Genomic DNA, 19,537 nt, shown 5'->3' with positions numbered 1-19,537 from the left:
AATGGCTAAGAAACCGCAAGACAACCATGAGGTCGAGACCACCGGCCACGAATGGGACGGGATCGAGGAGTACAACAACCCGTTGCCGCGCTGGTGGCTGTGGGTGTTCTACGCCACGATCGCCTGGGGCGTCTGGTATACGATCGCCTATCCGGCCTGGCCGATGATCTCGGGCGCGACGCAGGGCTATCTGGGGTACTCGACCCGGGCCAACGTGCAGACCGAGATCGAGGCGGCCGAGGCGGCCAACGCTCAGATCAACGAACGGCTGGCCAGTGTCGAGCTGGCGTCCATTCCCGGCGACGACGAACTGGCGGGCTATGCGCGCTCGGCTGGCGAGGCGGTGTTCAACACCTGGTGCGTGCAGTGCCACGGGCGAGAGGGCGGCGGGTTTACGGGATATCCGACGCTGTCGGACGACGCGTGGCTGTGGGGCGGCTCTATGGAGGCGATCCACACGACCGTTACCCACGGGATCCGCAATGACGAGGACCCTGATGCGCGCTACTCGGAAATGCCGGCCTTTGGCCGTGACGAGCTTCTGACCGAGGAAGAAGTCATGCAGGTGGTGAATTACGTCATGTCCCTGTCGGGTGAACCGCAGGACGCGCAGGCCGCCGAGGCGGGTGCGGAAGTGTTCGAATATAACTGTGCCGCCTGCCACGGCGAGAACGGCATGGGCATGGTCGAACAGGGCGCGCCCAACCTGACCGACGCGATTTGGCTGTATGGCGGGGATTACGACGCGCTGTATGAGACGGTATGGAACTCGCGCTTTGGCGTGATGCCGCCCTGGCAGAACCGCCTGAGTGAAGCGGAGATCCGCGCGGTTTCCGCTTACGTTCACCAACTGGGCGGTGGCGAATGACCTGACGTCTGACACGAGATTTCCGGAGGTCTGGGTACCCAGACCCCCGGATTTGGCACCGGCCCTTCCCTCTGTTCGCGCATTTCAGGAAGGGCCGGTGTTTTTTGTTCAGCTGTCTTGTTGATCAAGGACGTCGGTTAGGGCGCTTAGCACGGCTTCGGGTGCTTCGAGCTGCGGCAGGTGGCCGACGCCGGCCAGTGTCTGGAACGCGGCCGTCGGCATCTGGGCGTGCAGGGCGCGGCCACGGTCGAGCGGGATCCATGGATCGGCCTCTCCCCAGAGGATTTTAACCGGGCAACGGACATCGCCGTACTGCGGCTCGATTTCGGCGGTGAAACGTTCGTCGGCCTGTGCGAACTGGCGGTAGAAGCTGTCGCGGCCCGCCTCATCCAGCCAGGGGGCGACGAGCGCCTCGGTATCGTCGGGGGCAAGGTCAGTGACCAACGCGCCATCGATATAGGCCCGCACCACGGCTGTGTGGATATGCGGGGGCAGGCCGGTGAAGGCGTCGATATGGCGGCCGACATGGTCGAAGAACTCCGACCCCCAGGGCCGCATCGCGACCACGTTCATCAATACCAGATGGTCGAACTCGGCCCCGTGCAACAGATGCGCGCGCAAGCTGGTTGCGCCGCCGAAATCATGCGCCACGACGCGGGGGCGGTCGAGGCCCCAATGGCGCAGCATGTGTGCAAAGACCTGTCCCTGCACGTCGAGGCCGGTGGGCTGATCGGCGCGTTTGTCCGAGCGACCGTATCCGGGCATGTCGTACCAGAGGACATTATGCGTTTGGGCCAGCGTGGGGATGAGCCGGTGCCACGACACCGACGACCACGGCCAGCCATGGGCGAGTACGAGCGGCGGGCCGGACCCGGTGCTGCCCCAGGCGACGGTGCCGGCGGGGGTATCTGCGGTGCGATCAATGTGCCAGGTCATAAGGGTGATCCTGTCGATGAAAAAGAGACCCGTGGCGCGGCCAGGCGACCGGGACCACGGGTCAGTCGGGGGAGACGCCCGAGCGCTCAGCGTGCGCTCGGGAGTGGGACATTAGACCAGCGGCGCGTCCGCCACGGCCAGGGACAGGGCCGGGGGCGCGGAGCCGGTTTGGGATGAAAGATGCGGGACTCAAACATCGCGTTGGTCTAGCGCGGCAGGCGGCCGATGCGGTGTGCTTCAAGCTCGGCATCGCGGAGGGTGTCGAAGCGCGTGTGAGGCCCCCAATGGTTGCGGCCCCTGCGCGCATCGGTTTCGTTGAGGCGGGTGGCGGTGCGGAAGCTATCTGAAAGAATTCCAAGCATGTCGTGTTCCTTTCGGGTTCGTGTGATAGCCTCAATCTGGCAGCTATAGCGTGCTATTGCGACTCAGGAAAAATTCAGATATGTAAGATGAGATTACATGACGGATTGGCTTAACCTCCCGCCCCTGACGGCCTTGCGCGCGTTCGCGGCCCTTGCCGAGACCGGCTCGGCGCAGGCAGCGGGCGCGGCGCTGAACGTCAGCCACGCGGCGATCAGCCAGCAGGTCAAGGCGCTGGAGGGCAGGATGGGCGTGCCGCTGGTGGACCGCAGCGGGCGCAAGTTGCAGCTGACCACCGAGGGCCGCGAACTGGCCGATGCGCTGAAGACCGGGTTCGACACCATCGCGCGCAGTGTCGATGCGCTGACCGGGGCGGATGCGGACCGGGCGGTGCAGGTGTCCACCACGCAGCTGTTCGCGACGACGTGGCTGATGCCGCGGCTGATAGATTTCCAGACGCGGCACCCCGGCATCGATTTGATGATCAACCCGTCGGCGGAGCTGCACGAGCTGACGCCGGGGGGCTATGACGTTGCGCTGCGCTTTGGCGACGGCAACTGGCCGGGGCTGGAGGTGGAAATGCTGGTGCCCTCGGATATCGTGATCACCGCCGCGCCCAAGCTGGTGGGCGACTGCGAGATCACCCGGCCCGAGCATTTGCTGGACTATCCGTGGTTGGAGGAGCTTGGCACGTCGGAATCCACCGACTGGCTGCGCAAGCACGGCGTCACCGAGGGCCGCGCCAAGAGCGTGACGCAGGTGCCCGGCAACCTGATGCTGGAAGGCGCCCGCGTGGGGCAGGGGATCATCAGCACCGCCATGTCCTCGGTCCAGGCGGAACTGGATGCGGGGCGGCTGAAGCTGCTCTTTCGGGATGCGGGTGAGACGGGGTATCATATCGTCACCCGGCCCGGTGTCTTGCGCCCGAAGGCGCGTCAATTCGTGACGTGGCTGCGCCGTCAGAAGGACGCGCCCTGCGACGAAAAGGGTTGATCTGAGTCAAGGTTTTGGAACAACCGTCGTGCCAGAACGGGCTGGCGCAACAGACCTTTATCGGAGCGAGAGCTATCCGTGTCCTCTACATCTGATTCTCCCGAGACCCCGCAGAGCCTTTACGCCGCGCGGGAGCCTGTCTTTCCCAAACGCGTGAGCGGCTGGTTCCGCAATTTCAAGTGGATCCTGATGATCTTTACGCTGGGGATCTATTACGTCACGCCGTGGATCCGATGGGACCGGGGGCCGTCGCTGCCCGACCAGGCGGTGCTGGTGGACATGGCGAACCGGCGGTTCTTTTTCTTCTGGATCGAGATCTGGCCGCACGAATTCTATTTCGTGGCCGGATTGCTGGTGATGGCGGGGCTGGGATTGTTCCTGTTCACCTCGGCGCTGGGGCGGGTGTGGTGCGGCTATGCCTGCCCGCAGACGGTGTGGACGGACCTGTTCATCCTGGTGGAACGCTGGGTCGAGGGGGATCGCAACGCGCGGCTGCGGCTGCACCGGCAAAAGAAACTGGATGCCCGCAAGCTGCGGCTGCGGCTGACCAAGTGGGCGCTGTGGCTGCTGATCGCGGTGGCCACTGGGGGCGCGTGGGTGTTCTATTTCACCGATGCGCCGACGCTGCTGGTGGATCTGTTCACGCTGAACGCGCATCCCATCGCCTATACGACCATTGCGATCCTGACCGCCACGACGTTCTTTTTCGGCGGGTTCGCGCGTGAGCAGATTTGCATCTATGCCTGCCCGTGGCCGCGTATCCAGGCGGCGATGATGGACGAGGACACGCTGACCATCGGCTACCGGTACTGGCGGGGCGAGCCGAGGGGCAAGGGCAACGTGCGGCGGCGGCAGACCGAGGATGCGGTCAAGGCCGAGGCGGCCTCGCACGCGGCCGGGGGGACGGCGGGCGGCAGCTATGCCCGAACGCCGGTGCCGAACAACGAGAGCGACATGGTGCCCGATGCCGCGGCGGCGGCGAAGGGGCCGGGCGACTGCATCGACTGCATGGCCTGCGTGAATGTCTGCCCGATGGGGATCGACATCCGCGACGGGCAGCAGATGGAGTGCATCACCTGCGGCCTGTGCATCGACGCCTGCGACGACATCATGGCCAAGATCGGCAAGCCGCGCGGCCTGATCGACTACATGGCGCTGACCGACGAGGAGCGCGAGCGCGAGGGCAAGCCGCCCAAGCCGGTGATGAAGCATATCCTGCGCCCCCGCACGATCATGTATACCTCGTTGTGGTCGCTGGTGGGGGCGGGGCTGCTGTTTGCGCTGTTCATCCGCGCGGATATCGACCTGACGGTGGCGCCGGTGCGCAACCCGACCTTCGTCACGTTGTCGGACGGGTCGATCCGCAACACCTACGAGGTGCGGCTGCGCAACAAGCATGGCGAGGCGCGGCCCATGCGGATTTCGGCCAAGGGCGACCCGGCCATTCGCGTGCAGCTTGAAGGAACCCCCTATGAAACGGTAGAGGTGCCCGCCAACGAGACCTATTTGCAGCGCGTCTACCTGATTGCGCCGCCGGGATCGGACGCGGCGCAGAGCGATGCGACGGACGTGCGCCTGTGGGTCGAAGATATCTCGAACGGGGACCGCGCCCACAAGGACACGGTGTTCAACGGGAGGGGCGAATGAAACGCGATTTCACGATCAAGGGATGGCACGTCTTTGCAGGTTTTGCCGGTGCGTTTTCGATCATCATCGCGGTGAACCTGATATTGGCGTTTTCGGCGGTGAAGACCTTTCCGGGGCTGGAGACGAAGAATTCTTACGTCGCCAGCCAGAGTTTCGATGACCGGCGCGACGCGCAGGAGGCGCTGGGTTGGAGCGTGGCGGCCACGCACAAGGCGGGTCTGCTGGAGTTGAAGATCACCGATGCGGACGGCCAGCCGGTGGAAGTGGCGGCGCTCGATGCCACGGTGGGGCGGGCGACCCATGTGCAGGATGACGTGACGCCCGAATTCCGGTTCGACGGCGAGGCGTATTTTGCCACGGTGCCGCTGGGTGCGGGCAACTGGAACATCCGCATGGAAGCGCGGGCCGAGGACGGCACGGTGTTTCAGCAGCGCGTGGTGCTGATCAAGGAGAGCGGTGCGTGACCGTGGCGATGCGGCATCAGGCGGCGATGGGCTGCCCGGCTTGTGCGGCGGCCCCCGGTGCCGACGACGTGGAGGTCGCGCCGGAGGCAGGGCAGATCGCGCTGTCGCTGCCGACGATTCATTGCGCGGCGTGCATTTCCAAGATCGAGGACGGGCTGAACGCGCATCCCGGTGTGCGCTCGGCGCGGGTGAACCTGACGCTGAAACGGGCGAGCATCGACGCTGAGGCCGAGGTGACGCCCGCCGAGATGGTGGGGCTGGTCGAAGGGCTGGGATACGAGGCGCATGAGCTGGACCCCGGTACGCTGAACGCCACGGCGACGGACAAGGCCGGGCGCGACTTGCTGATGCGGCTGGCGGTTGCGGGCTTTGCCGCGATGAACGTGATGCTGCTGTCGGTGTCGGTCTGGTCCGGCGCCGATGACGCGACGCGGGATATGTTTCACTGGATTTCGGCGGCGATTGCCTTGCCCGCCGTGGCGTTCTGCGGCGTGCCGTTCTATCGCAACGCGTGGAGTGCGCTGCGGCAGGGGCGGCTGAACATGGACGTGCCGATCACGCTGGCCGTGGCGCTGGCGGTGGTGACGTCGCTTTGGGAAACGGCGCTGTCGGGGCATCACGCCTATTTCGACGCGGCGATTGCGCTTGTCTTCTTCCTGTTGGCGGGGCGGTACCTGGATCACCGGACGCGCGCCGTGGCGCGGTCGGCGGCCGAGGAGTTAACGGCGCTGGAAGTGCCGCGCGCGTGGCGGATCGAGGACGGTACGGAGGTCGAACGCCCCATCGCGGAACTGGCGGTTGGCGACGTGCTGCTGGTGCGGGCCGGGGGGCGCGTGCCGGTGGATGGCGAGATCGTCGAAGGCACGTCCGAGCTGGACCGGTCGCTGTTGACGGGCGAGACCGTGCCGGTTTTCGCCGGGCCGGGGCAGGCGGTGTCGGCGGGCGAAGTGAACCTGACCGGGCCGCTGCGGATCCGCGCGAGCGCGGTGGGGGCGGAGACGTCGCTGCACCGGATGGCGGATCTGGTGGCCATCGCGGAGTCGGGGCGGTCGCGCTATACCTCGTTGGCGGATCGGGCGGCGAAGCTTTATGCGCCGGGGGTGCATATCCTGTCCGCCTTGGCCTTTGCGGGCTGGTTTCTTTACACGTTCGACATGCGCACGGCGCTCAATATCGCGGCGGCGGTGCTGATCATCACCTGCCCCTGTGCCCTGGGTCTTGCGGTGCCTGCGGTCACGACGGCGGCGTCGGGGCGGCTGTTTCGCAAGGGGATGTTGATCAAGCACGAGACCGCGCTGGAGCGGTTGGCGGAGGTCGATACCGTGGTGTTCGACAAGACCGGGACGCTGACCGCCGGGGTACCGGTGCTGACCAACGCGGACGTTCTGGACGATGCGGCGCGGGGGGTAGCGCTGGCGCTGGCGCGGGGTTCGGCGCATCCGCTGGCGCGGGCGATTGCCAAGGCGCTGGGTGAGGCGGAGGCGAAGCCTGCGGACGTGACAAGGATTGCCGAGGTGCCGGGCTATGGCGTGTCGGGGCGCGTGGGCGACCTGGACGTGCGGCTGGGCCGGGCGGCCTGGGTCGGGGCGGAGCCGTGTGCCGAGACGGCGACCTATCTGAAGATCGGGGCGGCGGCGCCAGTGGCGCTGACGTTCGAGGATGCGTTGCGGCCGGGCGCGGAGGAGGCCGTGGCGGCGTTGTTGCGCGCGGGCAAGGCCGTTTGGCTGGTGTCGGGCGACACGGAGCCGGCGGTGAAGGCGCTGGCGGAGCGGTTGGGGATTGAGGCGTGGAACGCGGGCGTGCTGCCCGAGGACAAGGGGCGGATCGTGGCGGAATTGTCCGACACGGGCAGCCGCGTTCTGATGGTGGGCGACGGGCTGAATGACACCGCGGCGCTGGCGGCGGCGCATGTGTCGATCTCGCCCGCCTCGGCATTGGATGCCGCGCGGGTGGCGAGCGACGTGGTGCTGCTCGGTACGGACCTGAGCCCGCTGGCCGACGCGTTGGTCGTGGCGCGGAAGGCGCGGCGGCGGATCACCGAGAATTTCCGGTTGGCGACGCTTTATAACGTCATCGCGGTGCCGCTGGCGGTCGCGGGGCTGGCCACGCCGTTGATCGCGGCCTTGGCGATGTCGGCGAGTTCGATTACCGTGTCGCTGAACGCGCTAAGGCTGTCGGGGAGGCGGGCATGACCATTCTGGCTTATCTGATACCGATCTCGCTGATCCTGGGGGGGCTGGGGCTGGCGTTTTTCGTGTGGACGGTGCGCAGCAACCAGTATGACGACCCAGAGGGCAATGCGCAGCGCATCCTGAGCGACACTTACGACGACAAGCCGAAGCGGTAGCGCACCGCTGTAGAGCGGCGTGCCGGTGGCGTCCGTGGTATCTTGATTATTTTTGGAACAGTGAAAGCCGGGGGTAGGGGCCGGAAGGGCAAACGCCTGTGCGGAAGGAGGCGCAGGCGTTCTCTGGATCGGGTTTGGCGTTAAGCGCCGGGGTCGATCATGAAACAGGTGATCTGCTTGGCCTGCAGGCGGCGGCAGGCGAGGTCGGCGCTTTCGCGGGTCATACCCATGAAATTCGCCTCGAACCCGGTGGAGCGCTTGACCACCTTGCGGAGCGAACCGTCGAGCGTCTCCATCTCGTTCAGGGCGGTTTTCAGCAGGACCTTGCGGGCCTTGTATTCCGAAGGATAACGGCCGACATTGATGCCCCAGTGGCGGCCGCCGGAGGTGGAGATCCGGGTGACGACCTTTTGCACAGGGTCGCCAGCGGGCTCCTTGGCCTTGGGCGTGGTCTGTACCTTGGAGTCGACGCTCGCCAGAACGAGGTCCTTGGGCCGGGCCTTGGGCGTCGCCGTGGGCGTGGCGCTGCCTTGGGCGGCGGGCGGCGTGGCGTCCTCGGTGATGGTCTCGGCTGCGGCCAGCAGCGCCTTTTCGATGTCTTTCTTGTTGCCCACATCGGGTGTGGCGTCGGCCACAACAGCCTCGCCGGGGCGGCGCTGCGGGCGGAGGGATTTCTTGACCGCGGCGGCGGAGGCGAGGCGCACGGTGCGGCCCTTGCCGCCGGGGACGGAGTGATTGTCGGCGGGGCCGATCTTGCCCATGTAGGCGGGTTTCGAGGGGCGGTTCACGGCGACGCGGCTGGGGGCGCGGCGGAAGCCGAGGTCCAGCAGTTCGGCCACCTTGGCGTTGCGCGACGCGGTGGAGCGGCCGCCGAAGACGGTGGCGATGATGCGCTCGCCGCCACGTTCCGCGCTGGCCGTGAGGTTGAAGCCCGCGGCACGGGTGTAGCCGGTCTTGATGCCGTCGGCGCCGCTGTAGTCGCGCAGCAGGCGGCGGTTGGTGTGATAGACCTTCTTGATGCCCGCATTGGCGGTCACTCGGGAGAAGAGGTTGTAGTATTCCGGGTAGTCGTAGAACAGGTGCCGGCCCAGCAGGGTCATGTCGCGGGCCGTCGACAGGTGGCCCTTTTCGGTCAGGCCGTGGGCGTTCTTGAAGGTCGTGCGCGTCATGCCGAGCGACTTGGCGGTGCGGTTCATGCGCCGGGCGAAGGCGGCCTCGGAACCTTCGATCGCCTCGCCCAAAGCGGTGGCGGCGTCGTTGGCAGATTTGACCGCGGCGGCGCGGATGAGATAGCGCAGCTTGATCGTCGAGCCCGAGCGCAGGCCGAGTTTCGACGGCGGCTCGCTGGCCGCATGTTTTGAAATGCGCACGGGTGTGTCGAGGGTGATCTCGCCGTTCTCGACCGCCTCGAAGACCACGTAGAGGGTCATCATCTTGGTCAGCGATGCCGGGTGAAGGCGGGTGTCGGCGTTGCGCGAATGAAGCACCTCGCCGGATCGTGCGTCCATCACCAAAGCTGCGTAGGGGGCCGCGACCGCGCTTAGCGGTACGATAACCATCATCCATATGGTGGCCAAAGCCACCAGACCCCAACGGATGGGCTGCCTGCTCCGCGTTCTCATGGAACTGCTCTTTCTCTGCCTCGTTCAACCGCCGATTTTTCGGCTGGCCTTATTTATTAGTGAAAACGGTAGCACAGGGGGTCATTTGAATAAAGTGTTTATTTTCAAAGATTTTGAAGTCATTCTTCAATAATTCGGGGCACATGTAGTGGTTCTGCGCGCCCCGACCGCTAAACCGGCAATTGTGGCGGGATTGTGGCGCGCCAGATTGCCCGTCCGGAAGCCGGGTTCCATGGCGGTTGCGGAACCGGCGCACGGTTATGCGCGTTTGCGTGCGAACAGGAAGGGGACCCCATGTCACATCGCAGTTTCGCCGTGATCGGCCTTGGGAATTTCGGCAGCACGGTGGCGACCGAGCTGGAACGGTTCGGGAATCACGTGATCGGCGTGGATATCGACGAGACCCGCGTCAGCCGCCATGCTGATAAGCTGGGTGAGGCGATCATCCTAGACGCGCGCGACGACGAGGCGCTGAAGGAAGCGGGCCTGGGCGAGGTCGACATGGCGCTGGTGGCGGTGGGCGACAATCTGGAGTCGAGTATCCTGGCGGCGGTGAATCTGCGGCAGGTGGGCGCGGGCGCGGTCTGGGCCAAGGCCACCAGCCGGACGCATCACCGCATCCTGTCGCGGATCGGCGTGGATCGGGTGATTCACCCCGAGGTGGAAATAGGCCAGCGGATCGCGCAGGTGATGCACAACCCGCTGGTGCGCGATTACGTAGGGCTGGGCAACGGGTTCTTCGTGGTGAACCTGAAGGTGCCCGAGGAGGTGGAGGACAAGAAACTGTCCGAGCTGGGCCATGCGGACAAATTCGAGTTGCGCTGCCTTGGGGTGATGCGCGGGACGAAGTTTATCGGCCGCGACGGGGACGATTGCACGCTGAAGACCGACGACCTGCTGCTGATGCTGGGAGAACGCAACAACCTGCGCGACTTCTCCGCGAGCCTCTGAGGTGGCGCGCAGATCGTCGATCAAGCTGGGGTCGACCCGGCTGAGCCTGTCGCCGCCGGCGGTGCTAGCGGTGATGTATCTGCTTGTCATCGCTCTGGGCGCGTTGCTGTTGTGGCTGCCGGTGTCTCATCAAGGCAAGGTGGGCTTGGGCGAGGCGATCTTTACCGCGACCTCGGCGGTCACGGTGACGGGGTTGGTGGTGGTCGATACCGGATCGGATTTCACCCTGTTGGGGCAGATCATCATCGCCTGCCTGATGCAGTTCGGGGGCTTGGGGCTGATGGTGTTCGCGGTCCTTATCCTGACGGCGTTCGGCATTCCCATAGGGATGCCGCACAAGGTGATGCTGCGCGAGGACCTGAACCAGGCGACGATCAGCAACCTGGGCCGGCTGGTTCGGATCATCCTTTACGTGGCGCTGGGATGCGAGGCGGTGGGCGCGGTGCTGCTGGGTTTTGTCTTCGTGCCCGAGATGGGCTGGGGCGCGGGGCTGTGGCATGCGATTTTTCACAGCATCTCGGCCTTCAACAACGCAGGCTTTGCCCTGCAACCTGACAGCCTGTCGGACTGGGTCGGGAACCCGGTGGTCAACCTGACGGTGACGGTGATGTTCATCCTTGGCGGGCTCGGCTTTATCGTGGTGGGCGACATCTATCAGAATCGCAATTGGCGGAAGCTGTCGCTGCATTCCAAGCTGATGATCGCGGGGACGCTGTGGCTGATCGTGATCGGTGTGGTTTGTTTCGCATTGCTGGAATGGGACAACCCGCGCACCCTGGGCGCGCTGGAGAGCACGGGCGACAAGCTGTGGGCCAGCTGGTTCCAGGGGGTGACGCCGCGCACGGCGGGGTTCAACACGATAGACACCGCCGCGATGGGGGATGGGACGACCCTGCTGACCATCATGTTGATGATCGTTGGGGGCGGGTCGACCTCGACTGCCGGGGGCATCAAGGTGACATCGCTGATCGTGATGCTGCTGGCGACAGCGGCGTTTTTCCAAAGGCGGCCGGCGCTGCATGTCTTCGGGCGGAGCCTGGAACTGGACCAGGTGCTGAAGGTGATGGCGCTGGCAACGATCAGCGGGTTGTTGATGTTCGCGAGCCTGTTCGTGCTGACGGCGACGCAGAACATCGCGTTCCGGGACCTGGCGTTCGAGGTGGCCTCGGCCTTTGGCACGGTGGGGCTGTCGCACGGGGCGACGGGCGAGTTGAACTGGCTGGGGCGGACTGTGATCATCGCGGTGATGTTTTTGGGCCGGGTGGGGCCGCTGACGCTGGGTTTCTTCCTGGCGGCGAAGAGCCGGCCAAGGGTGCGGTATCCGAGCGACAAGGTGTTCCTGGGGTAGCGCTTGGTGGGTTTGCACCCACCCTACGAGGTTGTAGTGCCACGCGCGGCTTGGGAGCAAGAGGTCCCGGATCAAGTCCGGGACGGGTCCATTCCCAAAGCAAAACGCCCCCGCAGTGTCCTGCGAGGGCGTTCCGATGTCAGGCTTTCAGAGGCTTCAGTTCAGGGCTTTGTCTGTGATCTGGTGGGTCCAGGCCGCCTCGCCCGGGTCCTCGGTGATCACCGGGTCAGAGCCACCCGACAGCAGCGAGTCGACCGTGCGCTGGAAATCTTCGGGGTCGAGCGCGCCATTGGAGCCGGCCGTCAGCTTGGCGACCTCACCCATCATCCGCTTCTGGTGCTTCTCGGTCTGGGCGCCGGTGGCGTCGTTGTCGAGCACGATCAGCGCGGCCTCGTCGGGGTTCTCTTCGGCCCATTTCCAGCCCTTCATCGAGGCACGGACGAAGCGGGTCATCTTGTCGACGAATTCGGGGTCTTCGAGGTTTTCTTCCAGCACATACATGCCATCCTCGAGCGTTGCGACGCCCTGATCCTCGTATTTGAACACCACGAGGTCGTCGGGCGTCAGGCCTGCGTCGATGACCTGCCAGTATTCGTTATAGGTCATGGTGGATACGCACGCTGCCTGGTTCTGCAGCAGGGGATCGACGTTGAAGCCCTGTTTCAGGACGGTGACGCCATCCTCGCCACCCTCGGTCGGGATTTCCAGTTGGCTCATCCACGACAGGAAGGGGTATTCGTTGCCGAAGAACCAGACGCCGAGCGTTTTGCCGCGGAAATCCTCGGGGCCTTCGATCCCGGTGTCCTTGCGGCAGGTCAGCATCATGCCGGAGCTTTTGAAGGGCTGGGCGATGTTGACCAGCGGCAGGCCCTTTTCGCGGCTGGCGAGCGCCGAGGGCATCCAGTCGATGATCACGTCCGCGCCGCCGCCGGCGATGACCTGTGCCGGGGCGATATCCGGCCCGCCGGGCTTGATGGTGACGTTCAGGTCTTCCTCTTCGTAAAAGCCCTGGTCCTGTGCCACGTAGTAACCCGCGAATTGCGATTGCGTCACCCATTTGAGTTGCAGCGTGACGTCGTCTGCGGCCTGAGCCATGCCACCCCAGAGGGTGGCGGCGGCGAGGCCGAGGGTAGTGGTGAGATGTTTCATTATCTTCTCCCTGGTCTGGTTTGTTTTGGTTATGTCCGGCCCCGTTGCGACGGGTGCCAGAAAGTGACGGCGCGCTCGACCAGAGCGACCGCGCCGTAGAATCCCGAGCCGGCGAGGGCGGCGACAACGATCTCGGCCCAGACGAGATCCATCGCGAGGCGACCCACCGAGGTGGAGATGCGAAAGCCCATGCCCTGGATGGGCGAGCCGAAGAACTCTGCCACGATGGCGCCGATAAGGGCGAGTGTCGTGCCGATCTTGAGCCCGTTGAAGACGAAGGGCATGGCGGCGGGCAGGCGGAGCTTCAGGAGCGTCGTCCAGTAGCCGGCGGCATAGGTGCGCATGAGGTCGCGCTGCATGGCGTCGGCCTCCGCGAGGCCCTGCACGGTGTTCACCAGCATCGGGAAGAACACCATGACCACGACGACGGCGGCCTTGGACTGCCAGTCGAAGCCGAACCACATCACCAGGATGGGCGCGAGGCCGATGATCGGCAGGGCGGCGGCGAAGTTGCCCACGGGCAGGAGGCCGCGTTTCAGGAAATCGGAGCGGTCGACGGCGATGGCCGTGAGGAACGCAGCCCCGCAGCCGAGGATATAGCCGGTGAGCGCGCCCTTGATGGCGGTCTGCAGGAAATCGCCCCAGAGGATGTTGAGCGAGTTCGCGAAGGTGGCGGCGATGACGCTGGGGGCGGGCAGGAGCGCGAGCTTGATCCCGAGGCCCCAGACGAGGCATTCCCAGACCGCGATGAGCGTGGCGCCGAAAATGATGGGCGCGGCGAGTTGTGCGGCGGTGTTCTGCGGGTGGCGGGCGAGGCGGGTGTTGATCCACCAGCCCACGGCCCAGACGAGCGCCCCTGCGATAAGCCAGTTCATGTTGCCATTCCCATGCGCTTGAGCGTGATGCGCTGGATGAGTCCGATCAGGCCCACCAGCACGGCGGCAAGGGTGGCGGCCATGATCAGCGCGCTCCAGATCTGGATGGTTTGGCCGTAATAGCTGCCGGCCAGAAGCCGCGCGCCAAGGCCCGCGACGGCGCCGGTGGGCAACTCGCCGACGATGGCGCCCACGAGGCTGGCGGCCATGGCGATCTTTAGCGAGGTGAAGAAATAGGGCATTGAGGACGGCAGGCGCAGTTTCCAGAAGGTTTGCGAGCGGCTGGCGTTCCAGGTGCGCATCTGGTCGAGCTGCATGGCGCTGGGGCTGCGCAGCCCTTTGACCATGCCGACGACCACGGGGAAGAACGACAGGTACATCGAGATCATCGCCTTGGGCAGCAGGCCGGAGATGCCCACGGCGTTCAGCACGACGATGATCATGGGCGCAATGGCAAGTATCGGGATGGTCTGGGAGGCGATGACCCAGGGCATGACGCTCATGTCCATGGTGCGGTTGTAGACGATGCCGATGGCCAGCAGCGTGCCGAGGGCGGTGCCCAGCAGGAAACCGAGGGCGGTGGAACTGAACGTGATCCAGCTGTGGTAGATCAGCGAGCGCTTGGAAAAGGGCCGGCCGCTGGCGATCATCGCGCCGGTGGTGTTCCACATCTCTGCGGCCACCTGGTGTGGGGCGGGCAGCTTAGGCTTTTCCTGGCTCCAGGTGTCGGCCACCAGTTCGGGGAACGTAAGCGTGACCTCGGCCCGCGCGGCCTTGTCATAGGCCCAGGGCGCGTTGAGGGCGACCGCGCCCGCATACCAGAGCGCGATGAGGGTTGCGACGACCGCCAGGACGGGGAGAATCGAGTGAACTGGTCCCTTCTGGCCATGAAAATCAGACGCTTGACGTCTCTTTTCCGATCTGCGCTGAAGCCTCTGACTCCACCAAGGCCAAATTCTACCCAATAAGGTTGAAGACAAATAGTTTGCTGTGATTACGAAAAGGGCTGCGACTAAAGCGCCCGGACCGTCCGTGATCCTCCCGAAAGCTAGTGTCCAGACCATAGCGCAAAAAGCGATTGTCGCTACAATCAACAGCAGTCGTACTAGTACTTCCATAAAAGACGAATATCTACTTGCACGCTCACTCGTCATAACTGTGCCCCGCGCGGAGGCCATCGCGGACGCGGTGGGCGATTTCGAGGAATTCCGGCGTGTCGCGAATGTCGAGCGGGCGTTCGCGCGGCAGGGTGCTTTGGATGACATCGGCGATGCGGCCGGGGCGCGGCGACATGACGACGATTTTCGTGCTCAGGTAGACTGCCTCGGGGATCGAGTGGGTGACGAAGCAGATGGTCTTGTTCGTGCGGTCCCAGAGGTGCAGCAGCTGCTCGTTGAGGTGGTCGCGGACGATCTCGTCCAGCGCGCCGAAAGGTTCGTCCATTAAGAGAATGTCGGCGTCGAAGGCGAGCGCGCGGGCGATGGAGGCGCGCTGCTGCATGCCGCCCGAGAGTTGCCAGGGGAATTTCTTTTCGAAACCAGCGAGGTCCACCAACTCCAGCACGCGGGCGATGCGGCTTTGCTGGTCGGACTTGGAATAGCCCATGATCTCCAGCGGCAGGCGGATGTTGCCGGCGATGGTGCGCCACGGATAAAGGCCAGCGGCCTGGAACACATAGCCATAGGCGCGGCGCTGGCGGGCTTCGGCGGGGGTCATCCCGTTGACGGAGATACTGCCGCCGGTGGGGTGTTCGAGGTCGGCCATGCAGCGCAGGAACGTCGTCTTGCCACAGCCCGAGGGGCCGATGAAGGAGACGAAATCGCCCTTTTCGACATCCAGCGTCACGTCTTTGAGCGCATGCACAGGCCCGTCATTGGTCTGGAAAGTCAGGGACAGGTCGCGGGCCGCGATCACGGGGCTGGCTGTGGTGTTGGCTTGGGCGTCTTGCATTACGGTGTCGTGTCTCCGGGCCGGGTCTCGGAGCGGCTGCGGGGAACAATCCCACGCCGCATGGCAGTGTCAAGGCGGGCCCCGGCGTCACCTGCCTGTGATTCAGGCAAATGATGAATTTGCGGGCAAGGGCGCGGGTGCATGGCGGCGGGAGTCATTCGCAGGGAAACAGGTCTTCGACCGAGCCGTCGGGCAGGGTGAGCGTAACGCCGCTGCCATCGGCGCTTCGGGTGATGCCGAGGACCTTTTTGCGGCTGTCGGCGTCGCCGGGGCAGGTGGCCATGAGCGTGCCGGTCTGCACGGCGGTGATCTGGCAGATCGCGCCGTGCAGGTTGAGGTGGCCCGCGACGATGGCGACCTCGTTTTCCTTGGTGGCCTCCTCGCCCAGGATATGGGCGCAGCCGTCAGGGTTGCCGAGGGGGGCTGCCAGCTGGGCAGTCGCCGGGCTGGCCAGCAGGAGAAGGGTGAGGGTGAGACGCATGGGGTCAGATGCCCGCCGGGATGTTGAGCGGGTCGCGTTCGATCATCTTTGGGGCCGTCAACGCCTTCCACTTCGACAGCGCCTCGTGTGCCGAGGGGAAGGCCGGGCGGGGGACGAAGCGGCCGCGACCGGGCTGGGGCTGGGAGTTCTGGCCCCAGGCCCAGATGACCTCGCCGCGCGAGATGGTGTAGCGGGCATTGGCGGTGACCTCGAAGCCCTCGAACACGTTGTAGTCTAGGATCGAGTGGTGGTTGGAGGCCGAGATCGTCTTGGTGATCTTGGGGTCCCAGACCACGATATCGGCGTCGGCGCCTTCGACGATGGCCCCTTTCTTGGGGTAGATGTTGAGGATCTTGGCGACGTTGGTGGAGGTCACGGCGACGAACTCGTTGGGCGTCAGGCGTCCGGTTTCCACGCCGCGCGTCCAGAGCACCGGCATCCGTTCTTCCAGCCCGTTGGAGCCGTTGGGGATCTTGGTGAAGTCATCTACACCCATGCGCTTCTGCTCGGTCGAGAAAGCGGCGTGGTCGGTGGCGACGACCTGAAGCGACCCGGCTTGGAGGCCCGCCCAGAGGCTGTCCTGGTGTTCCTTGTTGCGGAAGGGGGGCGACATGACGCGGCGGGCGGCATGGTCCCAATCCTTGTTGAAATATTCGCCCTCGTCGAGGGTCAGGAACTGCGCAAGCGGCTCTCCATAGACGCGCATGCCTTTCTGGCGGGCGCGACGGATGGCCTCGTGCGCCTGTTCGCAGGAGACATGCACGATATAGAGCGGCACGCCCGCCGCATCGGCGATGGTGATCGCGCGGTTGGCGGCCTCGCCCTCGAACTCGGGCGGCCGGGAATAGGCGTGGCCCTCGGGGCCGGTGATGCCCTTGGACAGCATTTCCTGCTGCATGTCGGCGACCAGATCGCCGTTCTCGGCATGGACCATGGGCAGCGCGCCCAGCTCGCGGCAGCGCTTGAAGGAGGCGAACATCTCGTCATCCTCGATCATCAGCGCGCCCTTGTAGGCCATGAAATGCTTGAAGGAGTTGACGCCCATGTCGACAGCGTCCTTCATCTCGTTGAAGATGGTCTCGTTCCAGCCCGTCACGGCCATGTGATAGCCGATATCGGAGCAGATCTGCGGCGCGGATTTGCGGTGCCATTCCTCGATTGCGTTCTTGATGGATCCGTCGGCGCCGGGCAGGCAGAAATCCACCAGCATCGTCGTGCCGCCACAGGCCGCGGCCCAGGTGCCGGTCTCAAAGGTTTCCGCCGCCGTCGTGCCCATGAAGGGCATTTCCAGATGCGTGTGCGGGTCGATGCCGCCGGGGATGACATAGGCGCCTTCCGCATCGATGGTCTCGTCGCCTTTCAGGTCCTCGCCGATCTGCTTGATCTTCTCGTCCTCTAACAGGACATCGGCCTTCCACGTGCGGTCTGCCGTGCAGACGGTGCCGTTCTTGATGACTTTGGTGGTCATGGGGTGTCTCCCTTCGTATCTCTAGCCGATTGGTCTTTCCAGCCAATCAGCAACATATTGAATACGTTTAAATTCCTGATCGTCTGAGATCACAACTGTCGGAATGCCTGCGTCTCTGATTTTTCCGGTTAGGACATCAGTACAGAGCGAACTGGCCTCATCATATCTGCCCTCAGCCAATAGGCTTACAGCTTCGATTTCACGAAATCGGTGGTGGTCGCGGTGAGATCGAATGAAATCTGTGTAGGATGTCGGATTCGACTGTTCTTTAGCCAGTTGACGCATATGTTCGATTATTCGCGACGCGTTTTCCTCGGCCGAAAGACCATGGTCATTGTGCCCTTTTCCGCTGCTTGACGGCAGTTCGGTACTATCGAGATTCCTGATTCCTAGAATCTCGACAAGCAGTTTCTTGACATCCAGTGGGATAGAGAACCAGCGAACCCAAGTCGTGGTGTACTCCTTGCCGAAACCTACATCAGCGAAAATGTAGTAATCGCTCAGTTCGTGCGATATTTCCTGTCCGTCACAAACGTAGCCGTGCTCTTTCGCCAGTCGCTCCAAACACCGGCATGTCTCCAGACAGAACATCTCCCGCTTGGCCCATTCTGCGACCGGAACGTGAGCATAGGTGCTATTCGGTCCGACGCTTATTGATGTGAGGCCAACACTTTCGATCACTCCACAATCTCCGCCGTTTCGACCACCGCGTGCATTAGCACGTCCGTGCCTGCCGTGGCCCAGTCCTTGGAGATCTCCTCGGCCTCGTTGTGGCTGAGGCCGTCGACGCAGGGGCACATGACCATCGCCGTCGGCGCGACGTCATTGATCCAGCAGGCGTCGTGGCCAGCGCCCGAGACGATGTCCATGTGGGAATAGCCCAGCCGTTCGGCGGCGTCGCGGACGGCCTTGACGCAGGTCTCGTCGAAAGCGGGCGGGTTGAACTGGCCGACGATCTCGGACGAGAAGCCGACCTCGATTTCCTCGCAGAGTTTCGGCGCCTTTTCCAGTAGTTCGGCGACCATGCCTTCGAGTTTGTCGAGGTCGGGCGAGCGGAAGTCGATGGTGAAAACAGCCTTGCCGGGGATGATGTTGCGGCTGTTGGGATAGACGTTGGCCTGGCCGATGGCGCCCACGGCATTGGGCTGGTTCTGCATGGCGATCTCGTGGACCAGTTCGGTGATGCGCGCGAGGCCTCGCCCGGCGTTCTTGCGCATGTGCATCGGGGTGGAGCCTGTGTGGCTTTCCTTGCCCGTGACGGTGCATTCGATCCAGCGCAGGCCCTGGCCGTGGGTGACGACGCCGATATCCTTGCCTTCGGCCTCCAGTATCGGGCCCTGTTCGATATGCAACTCGAAGAAGGCGTGCATCTTTCGCTCGCCCACAGGCTCGTCGCCTTTCCAGCCGATGCGGTCGAGTTCGTCGCCGAATTTTTTGCCGTCGGCATCGACGCGGTCATAGGCCCATTGCTGTTCATGCACGCCGGCAAAGACGCCTGACGCGAGCATGGCGGGGGCGTAGCGTGTGCCTTCCTCGTTGGTCCAGTTGGTGACGACGATGGGGTGTTTCGTCTTGATGCCGAGGTCGTTGAGGGTGCGGATGATTTCCAGCCCGCCGAGCACGCCGAGGACGCCGTCATACTTGCCCCCGGTGGGTTGCGTGTCGAGGTGGGAGCCCACGTAAACCGGCAGCGCGTCGGGGTCGGTGCCTTCGCGCCGAGCGAACATGTTGCCCATCGTGTCGAGGCCCATGGTCATGCCCGCCGCCTCGCACCACGTCTGGAAGAGCGCGCGGCCCTCGGCATCCTCGTCGGTCAGGGTCTGGCGGTTGTTGCCGCCCGCGACGCCGGGGCCGATCTTGGCCATTTCCATCAGGCTGTCCCAGAGCCGGTCGCCGTCGATCTTGAGATTTTGGCCCGGTGCGGTCATCGCTGTCCCCCTGTCTGTCGTATCATAGCACGGGTGGACGCGATACTGGCTGCCATCCCGGTTGCCACTTTTTTACCAAATGGTAAAACCACGATTGCGAAGCGGGGCGGGTCTGTCAAGCATTGCACCTGTTGCTGGCCAATTCGGGCC

Annotated in this window: 19 protein-coding genes; 8 read left to right on the top strand and 11 right to left on the bottom strand. The window is 64.4% G+C overall.

The window, feature by feature from the left end; all coding sequences use genetic code 11:
- Position 1: 1 nt before the first annotated feature.
- Entirely contained in the window at positions 2 to 868 is an 867-nt protein-coding gene (ccoP, locus tag FIU86_RS16990; protein WP_152476162.1) for a cytochrome-c oxidase, cbb3-type subunit III, read from the top strand.
- Between the two features lie 108 nt (positions 869 to 976).
- On the opposite strand, the gene FIU86_RS16985 is transcribed toward ccoP, so the two are convergent.
- Both FIU86_RS16985 and FIU86_RS22625 read right to left on the bottom strand, forming a co-directional pair.
- The gene (locus FIU86_RS16985; RefSeq protein WP_152476161.1) at positions 977 to 1,804 is read right to left on the bottom strand and encodes an alpha/beta fold hydrolase; all 828 of its coding nucleotides are present in this window, start codon (positions 1,802 to 1,804) and stop codon (positions 977 to 979) included.
- A 206-nt stretch (positions 1,805 to 2,010) separates the two neighbouring features.
- The gene (locus FIU86_RS22625; protein WP_172977535.1) at positions 2,011 to 2,166 is read right to left on the bottom strand and encodes a hypothetical protein; all 156 of its coding nucleotides are present in this window, start codon (positions 2,164 to 2,166) and stop codon (positions 2,011 to 2,013) included.
- 97 nt (positions 2,167 to 2,263) lie between these two features.
- On the opposite strand from FIU86_RS22625, the gene FIU86_RS16980 reads away from it, so the two are divergent.
- From FIU86_RS16980 to ccoS, 5 genes are all read left to right on the top strand, one after another.
- On the top strand, positions 2,264 to 3,157 hold the full coding sequence (locus FIU86_RS16980) for a LysR family transcriptional regulator (protein WP_152476160.1): 894 nt from the start codon (positions 2,264 to 2,266) through the stop codon (positions 3,155 to 3,157).
- 78 nt (positions 3,158 to 3,235) lie between these two features.
- Positions 3,236 to 4,804: a cytochrome c oxidase accessory protein CcoG gene (locus FIU86_RS16975; RefSeq protein WP_254703872.1), complete on the top strand. Its 1,569-nt coding sequence runs from the start codon at positions 3,236 to 3,238 to the stop codon at positions 4,802 to 4,804.
- Positions 4,801 to 5,268: a FixH family protein gene (locus FIU86_RS16970; protein ID WP_152476159.1), complete on the top strand. Its 468-nt coding sequence runs from the start codon at positions 4,801 to 4,803 to the stop codon at positions 5,266 to 5,268. The genes FIU86_RS16975 and FIU86_RS16970 overlap by 4 nt, the downstream gene beginning before the upstream one ends.
- Positions 5,265 to 7,460 (top strand): heavy metal translocating P-type ATPase, encoded by a 2,196-nt coding sequence (locus FIU86_RS16965; protein ID WP_254703871.1) that lies wholly within the window; start codon positions 5,265 to 5,267, stop codon positions 7,458 to 7,460. The genes FIU86_RS16970 and FIU86_RS16965 overlap by 4 nt, the downstream gene beginning before the upstream one ends.
- The gene (ccoS, locus tag FIU86_RS16960; protein WP_152476158.1) at positions 7,457 to 7,615 is read left to right on the top strand and encodes a cbb3-type cytochrome oxidase assembly protein CcoS; all 159 of its coding nucleotides are present in this window, start codon (positions 7,457 to 7,459) and stop codon (positions 7,613 to 7,615) included. Before FIU86_RS16965 ends, ccoS begins: the two co-directional genes overlap by 4 nt.
- Positions 7,616 to 7,755: 140 nt before the next feature.
- On the opposite strand, the gene FIU86_RS16955 is transcribed toward ccoS, so the two are convergent.
- On the bottom strand, positions 7,756 to 9,237 hold the full coding sequence (locus FIU86_RS16955) for a D-alanyl-D-alanine carboxypeptidase family protein (RefSeq protein WP_152476157.1): 1,482 nt from the start codon (positions 9,235 to 9,237) through the stop codon (positions 7,756 to 7,758).
- Between the two features lie 294 nt (positions 9,238 to 9,531).
- Between FIU86_RS16955 and FIU86_RS16950 the strand changes: the two genes are divergently transcribed.
- Positions 9,532 to 10,188, top strand: coding sequence for a TrkA family potassium uptake protein (locus tag FIU86_RS16950; protein WP_152476156.1), 657 nt, complete (start codon positions 9,532 to 9,534; stop codon positions 10,186 to 10,188).
- A 73-nt stretch (positions 10,189 to 10,261) separates the two neighbouring features.
- A complete protein-coding gene (locus FIU86_RS16945) occupies positions 10,262 to 11,536 on the top strand; it encodes a TrkH family potassium uptake protein (protein ID WP_152477208.1) in 1,275 nt (424 codons plus the stop codon).
- 156 nt (positions 11,537 to 11,692) lie between these two features.
- Here the strand turns inward: FIU86_RS16945 and FIU86_RS16940 are convergent, their stop codons facing one another.
- From FIU86_RS16940 to FIU86_RS16905, 8 genes are all read right to left on the bottom strand, one after another.
- Positions 11,693 to 12,685 (bottom strand): ABC transporter substrate-binding protein, encoded by a 993-nt coding sequence (locus FIU86_RS16940; RefSeq protein ID WP_368373137.1) that lies wholly within the window; start codon positions 12,683 to 12,685, stop codon positions 11,693 to 11,695.
- A gap of 29 nt (positions 12,686 to 12,714) precedes the next feature.
- Entirely contained in the window at positions 12,715 to 13,560 is an 846-nt protein-coding gene (locus FIU86_RS16935) for an ABC transporter permease (RefSeq protein WP_152476155.1), read from the bottom strand.
- Positions 13,557 to 14,423 (bottom strand): ABC transporter permease, encoded by an 867-nt coding sequence (locus tag FIU86_RS16930; RefSeq protein ID WP_152477206.1) that lies wholly within the window; start codon positions 14,421 to 14,423, stop codon positions 13,557 to 13,559. The genes FIU86_RS16935 and FIU86_RS16930 overlap by 4 nt, the downstream gene beginning before the upstream one ends.
- Positions 14,424 to 14,703: 280 nt before the next feature.
- Entirely contained in the window at positions 14,704 to 15,510 is an 807-nt protein-coding gene (locus tag FIU86_RS16925; RefSeq protein ID WP_152476154.1) for an ABC transporter ATP-binding protein, read from the bottom strand.
- A gap of 154 nt (positions 15,511 to 15,664) precedes the next feature.
- Positions 15,665 to 15,991, bottom strand: a complete 327-nt coding sequence (locus FIU86_RS16920) for a hypothetical protein (RefSeq protein WP_152476153.1) — start codon at positions 15,989 to 15,991, stop codon at positions 15,665 to 15,667.
- Positions 15,992 to 15,995: 4 nt separating this feature from the next.
- Complete coding sequence (gene hydA / locus FIU86_RS16915; RefSeq protein WP_152476152.1) at positions 15,996 to 17,459, bottom strand: dihydropyrimidinase; 1,464 nt, start codon at positions 17,457 to 17,459, stop codon at positions 15,996 to 15,998.
- A gap of 21 nt (positions 17,460 to 17,480) precedes the next feature.
- Positions 17,481 to 18,140, bottom strand: coding sequence for a hypothetical protein (locus tag FIU86_RS16910; protein WP_152476151.1), 660 nt, complete (start codon positions 18,138 to 18,140; stop codon positions 17,481 to 17,483).
- On the bottom strand, positions 18,137 to 19,387 hold the full coding sequence (locus FIU86_RS16905) for a Zn-dependent hydrolase (protein WP_152476150.1): 1,251 nt from the start codon (positions 19,385 to 19,387) through the stop codon (positions 18,137 to 18,139). Before FIU86_RS16905 ends, FIU86_RS16910 begins: the two co-directional genes overlap by 4 nt.
- Positions 19,388 to 19,537 lie beyond the last annotated feature (150 nt).

Source organism: Roseovarius sp. THAF9 (genome assembly GCF_009363715.1).
Classification (GTDB): domain Bacteria; phylum Pseudomonadota; class Alphaproteobacteria; order Rhodobacterales; family Rhodobacteraceae; genus Roseovarius.
The sequence above is the reverse complement of the archived record's forward strand: the minus strand, read 5'-3'. Positions and strand labels throughout refer to the sequence as shown.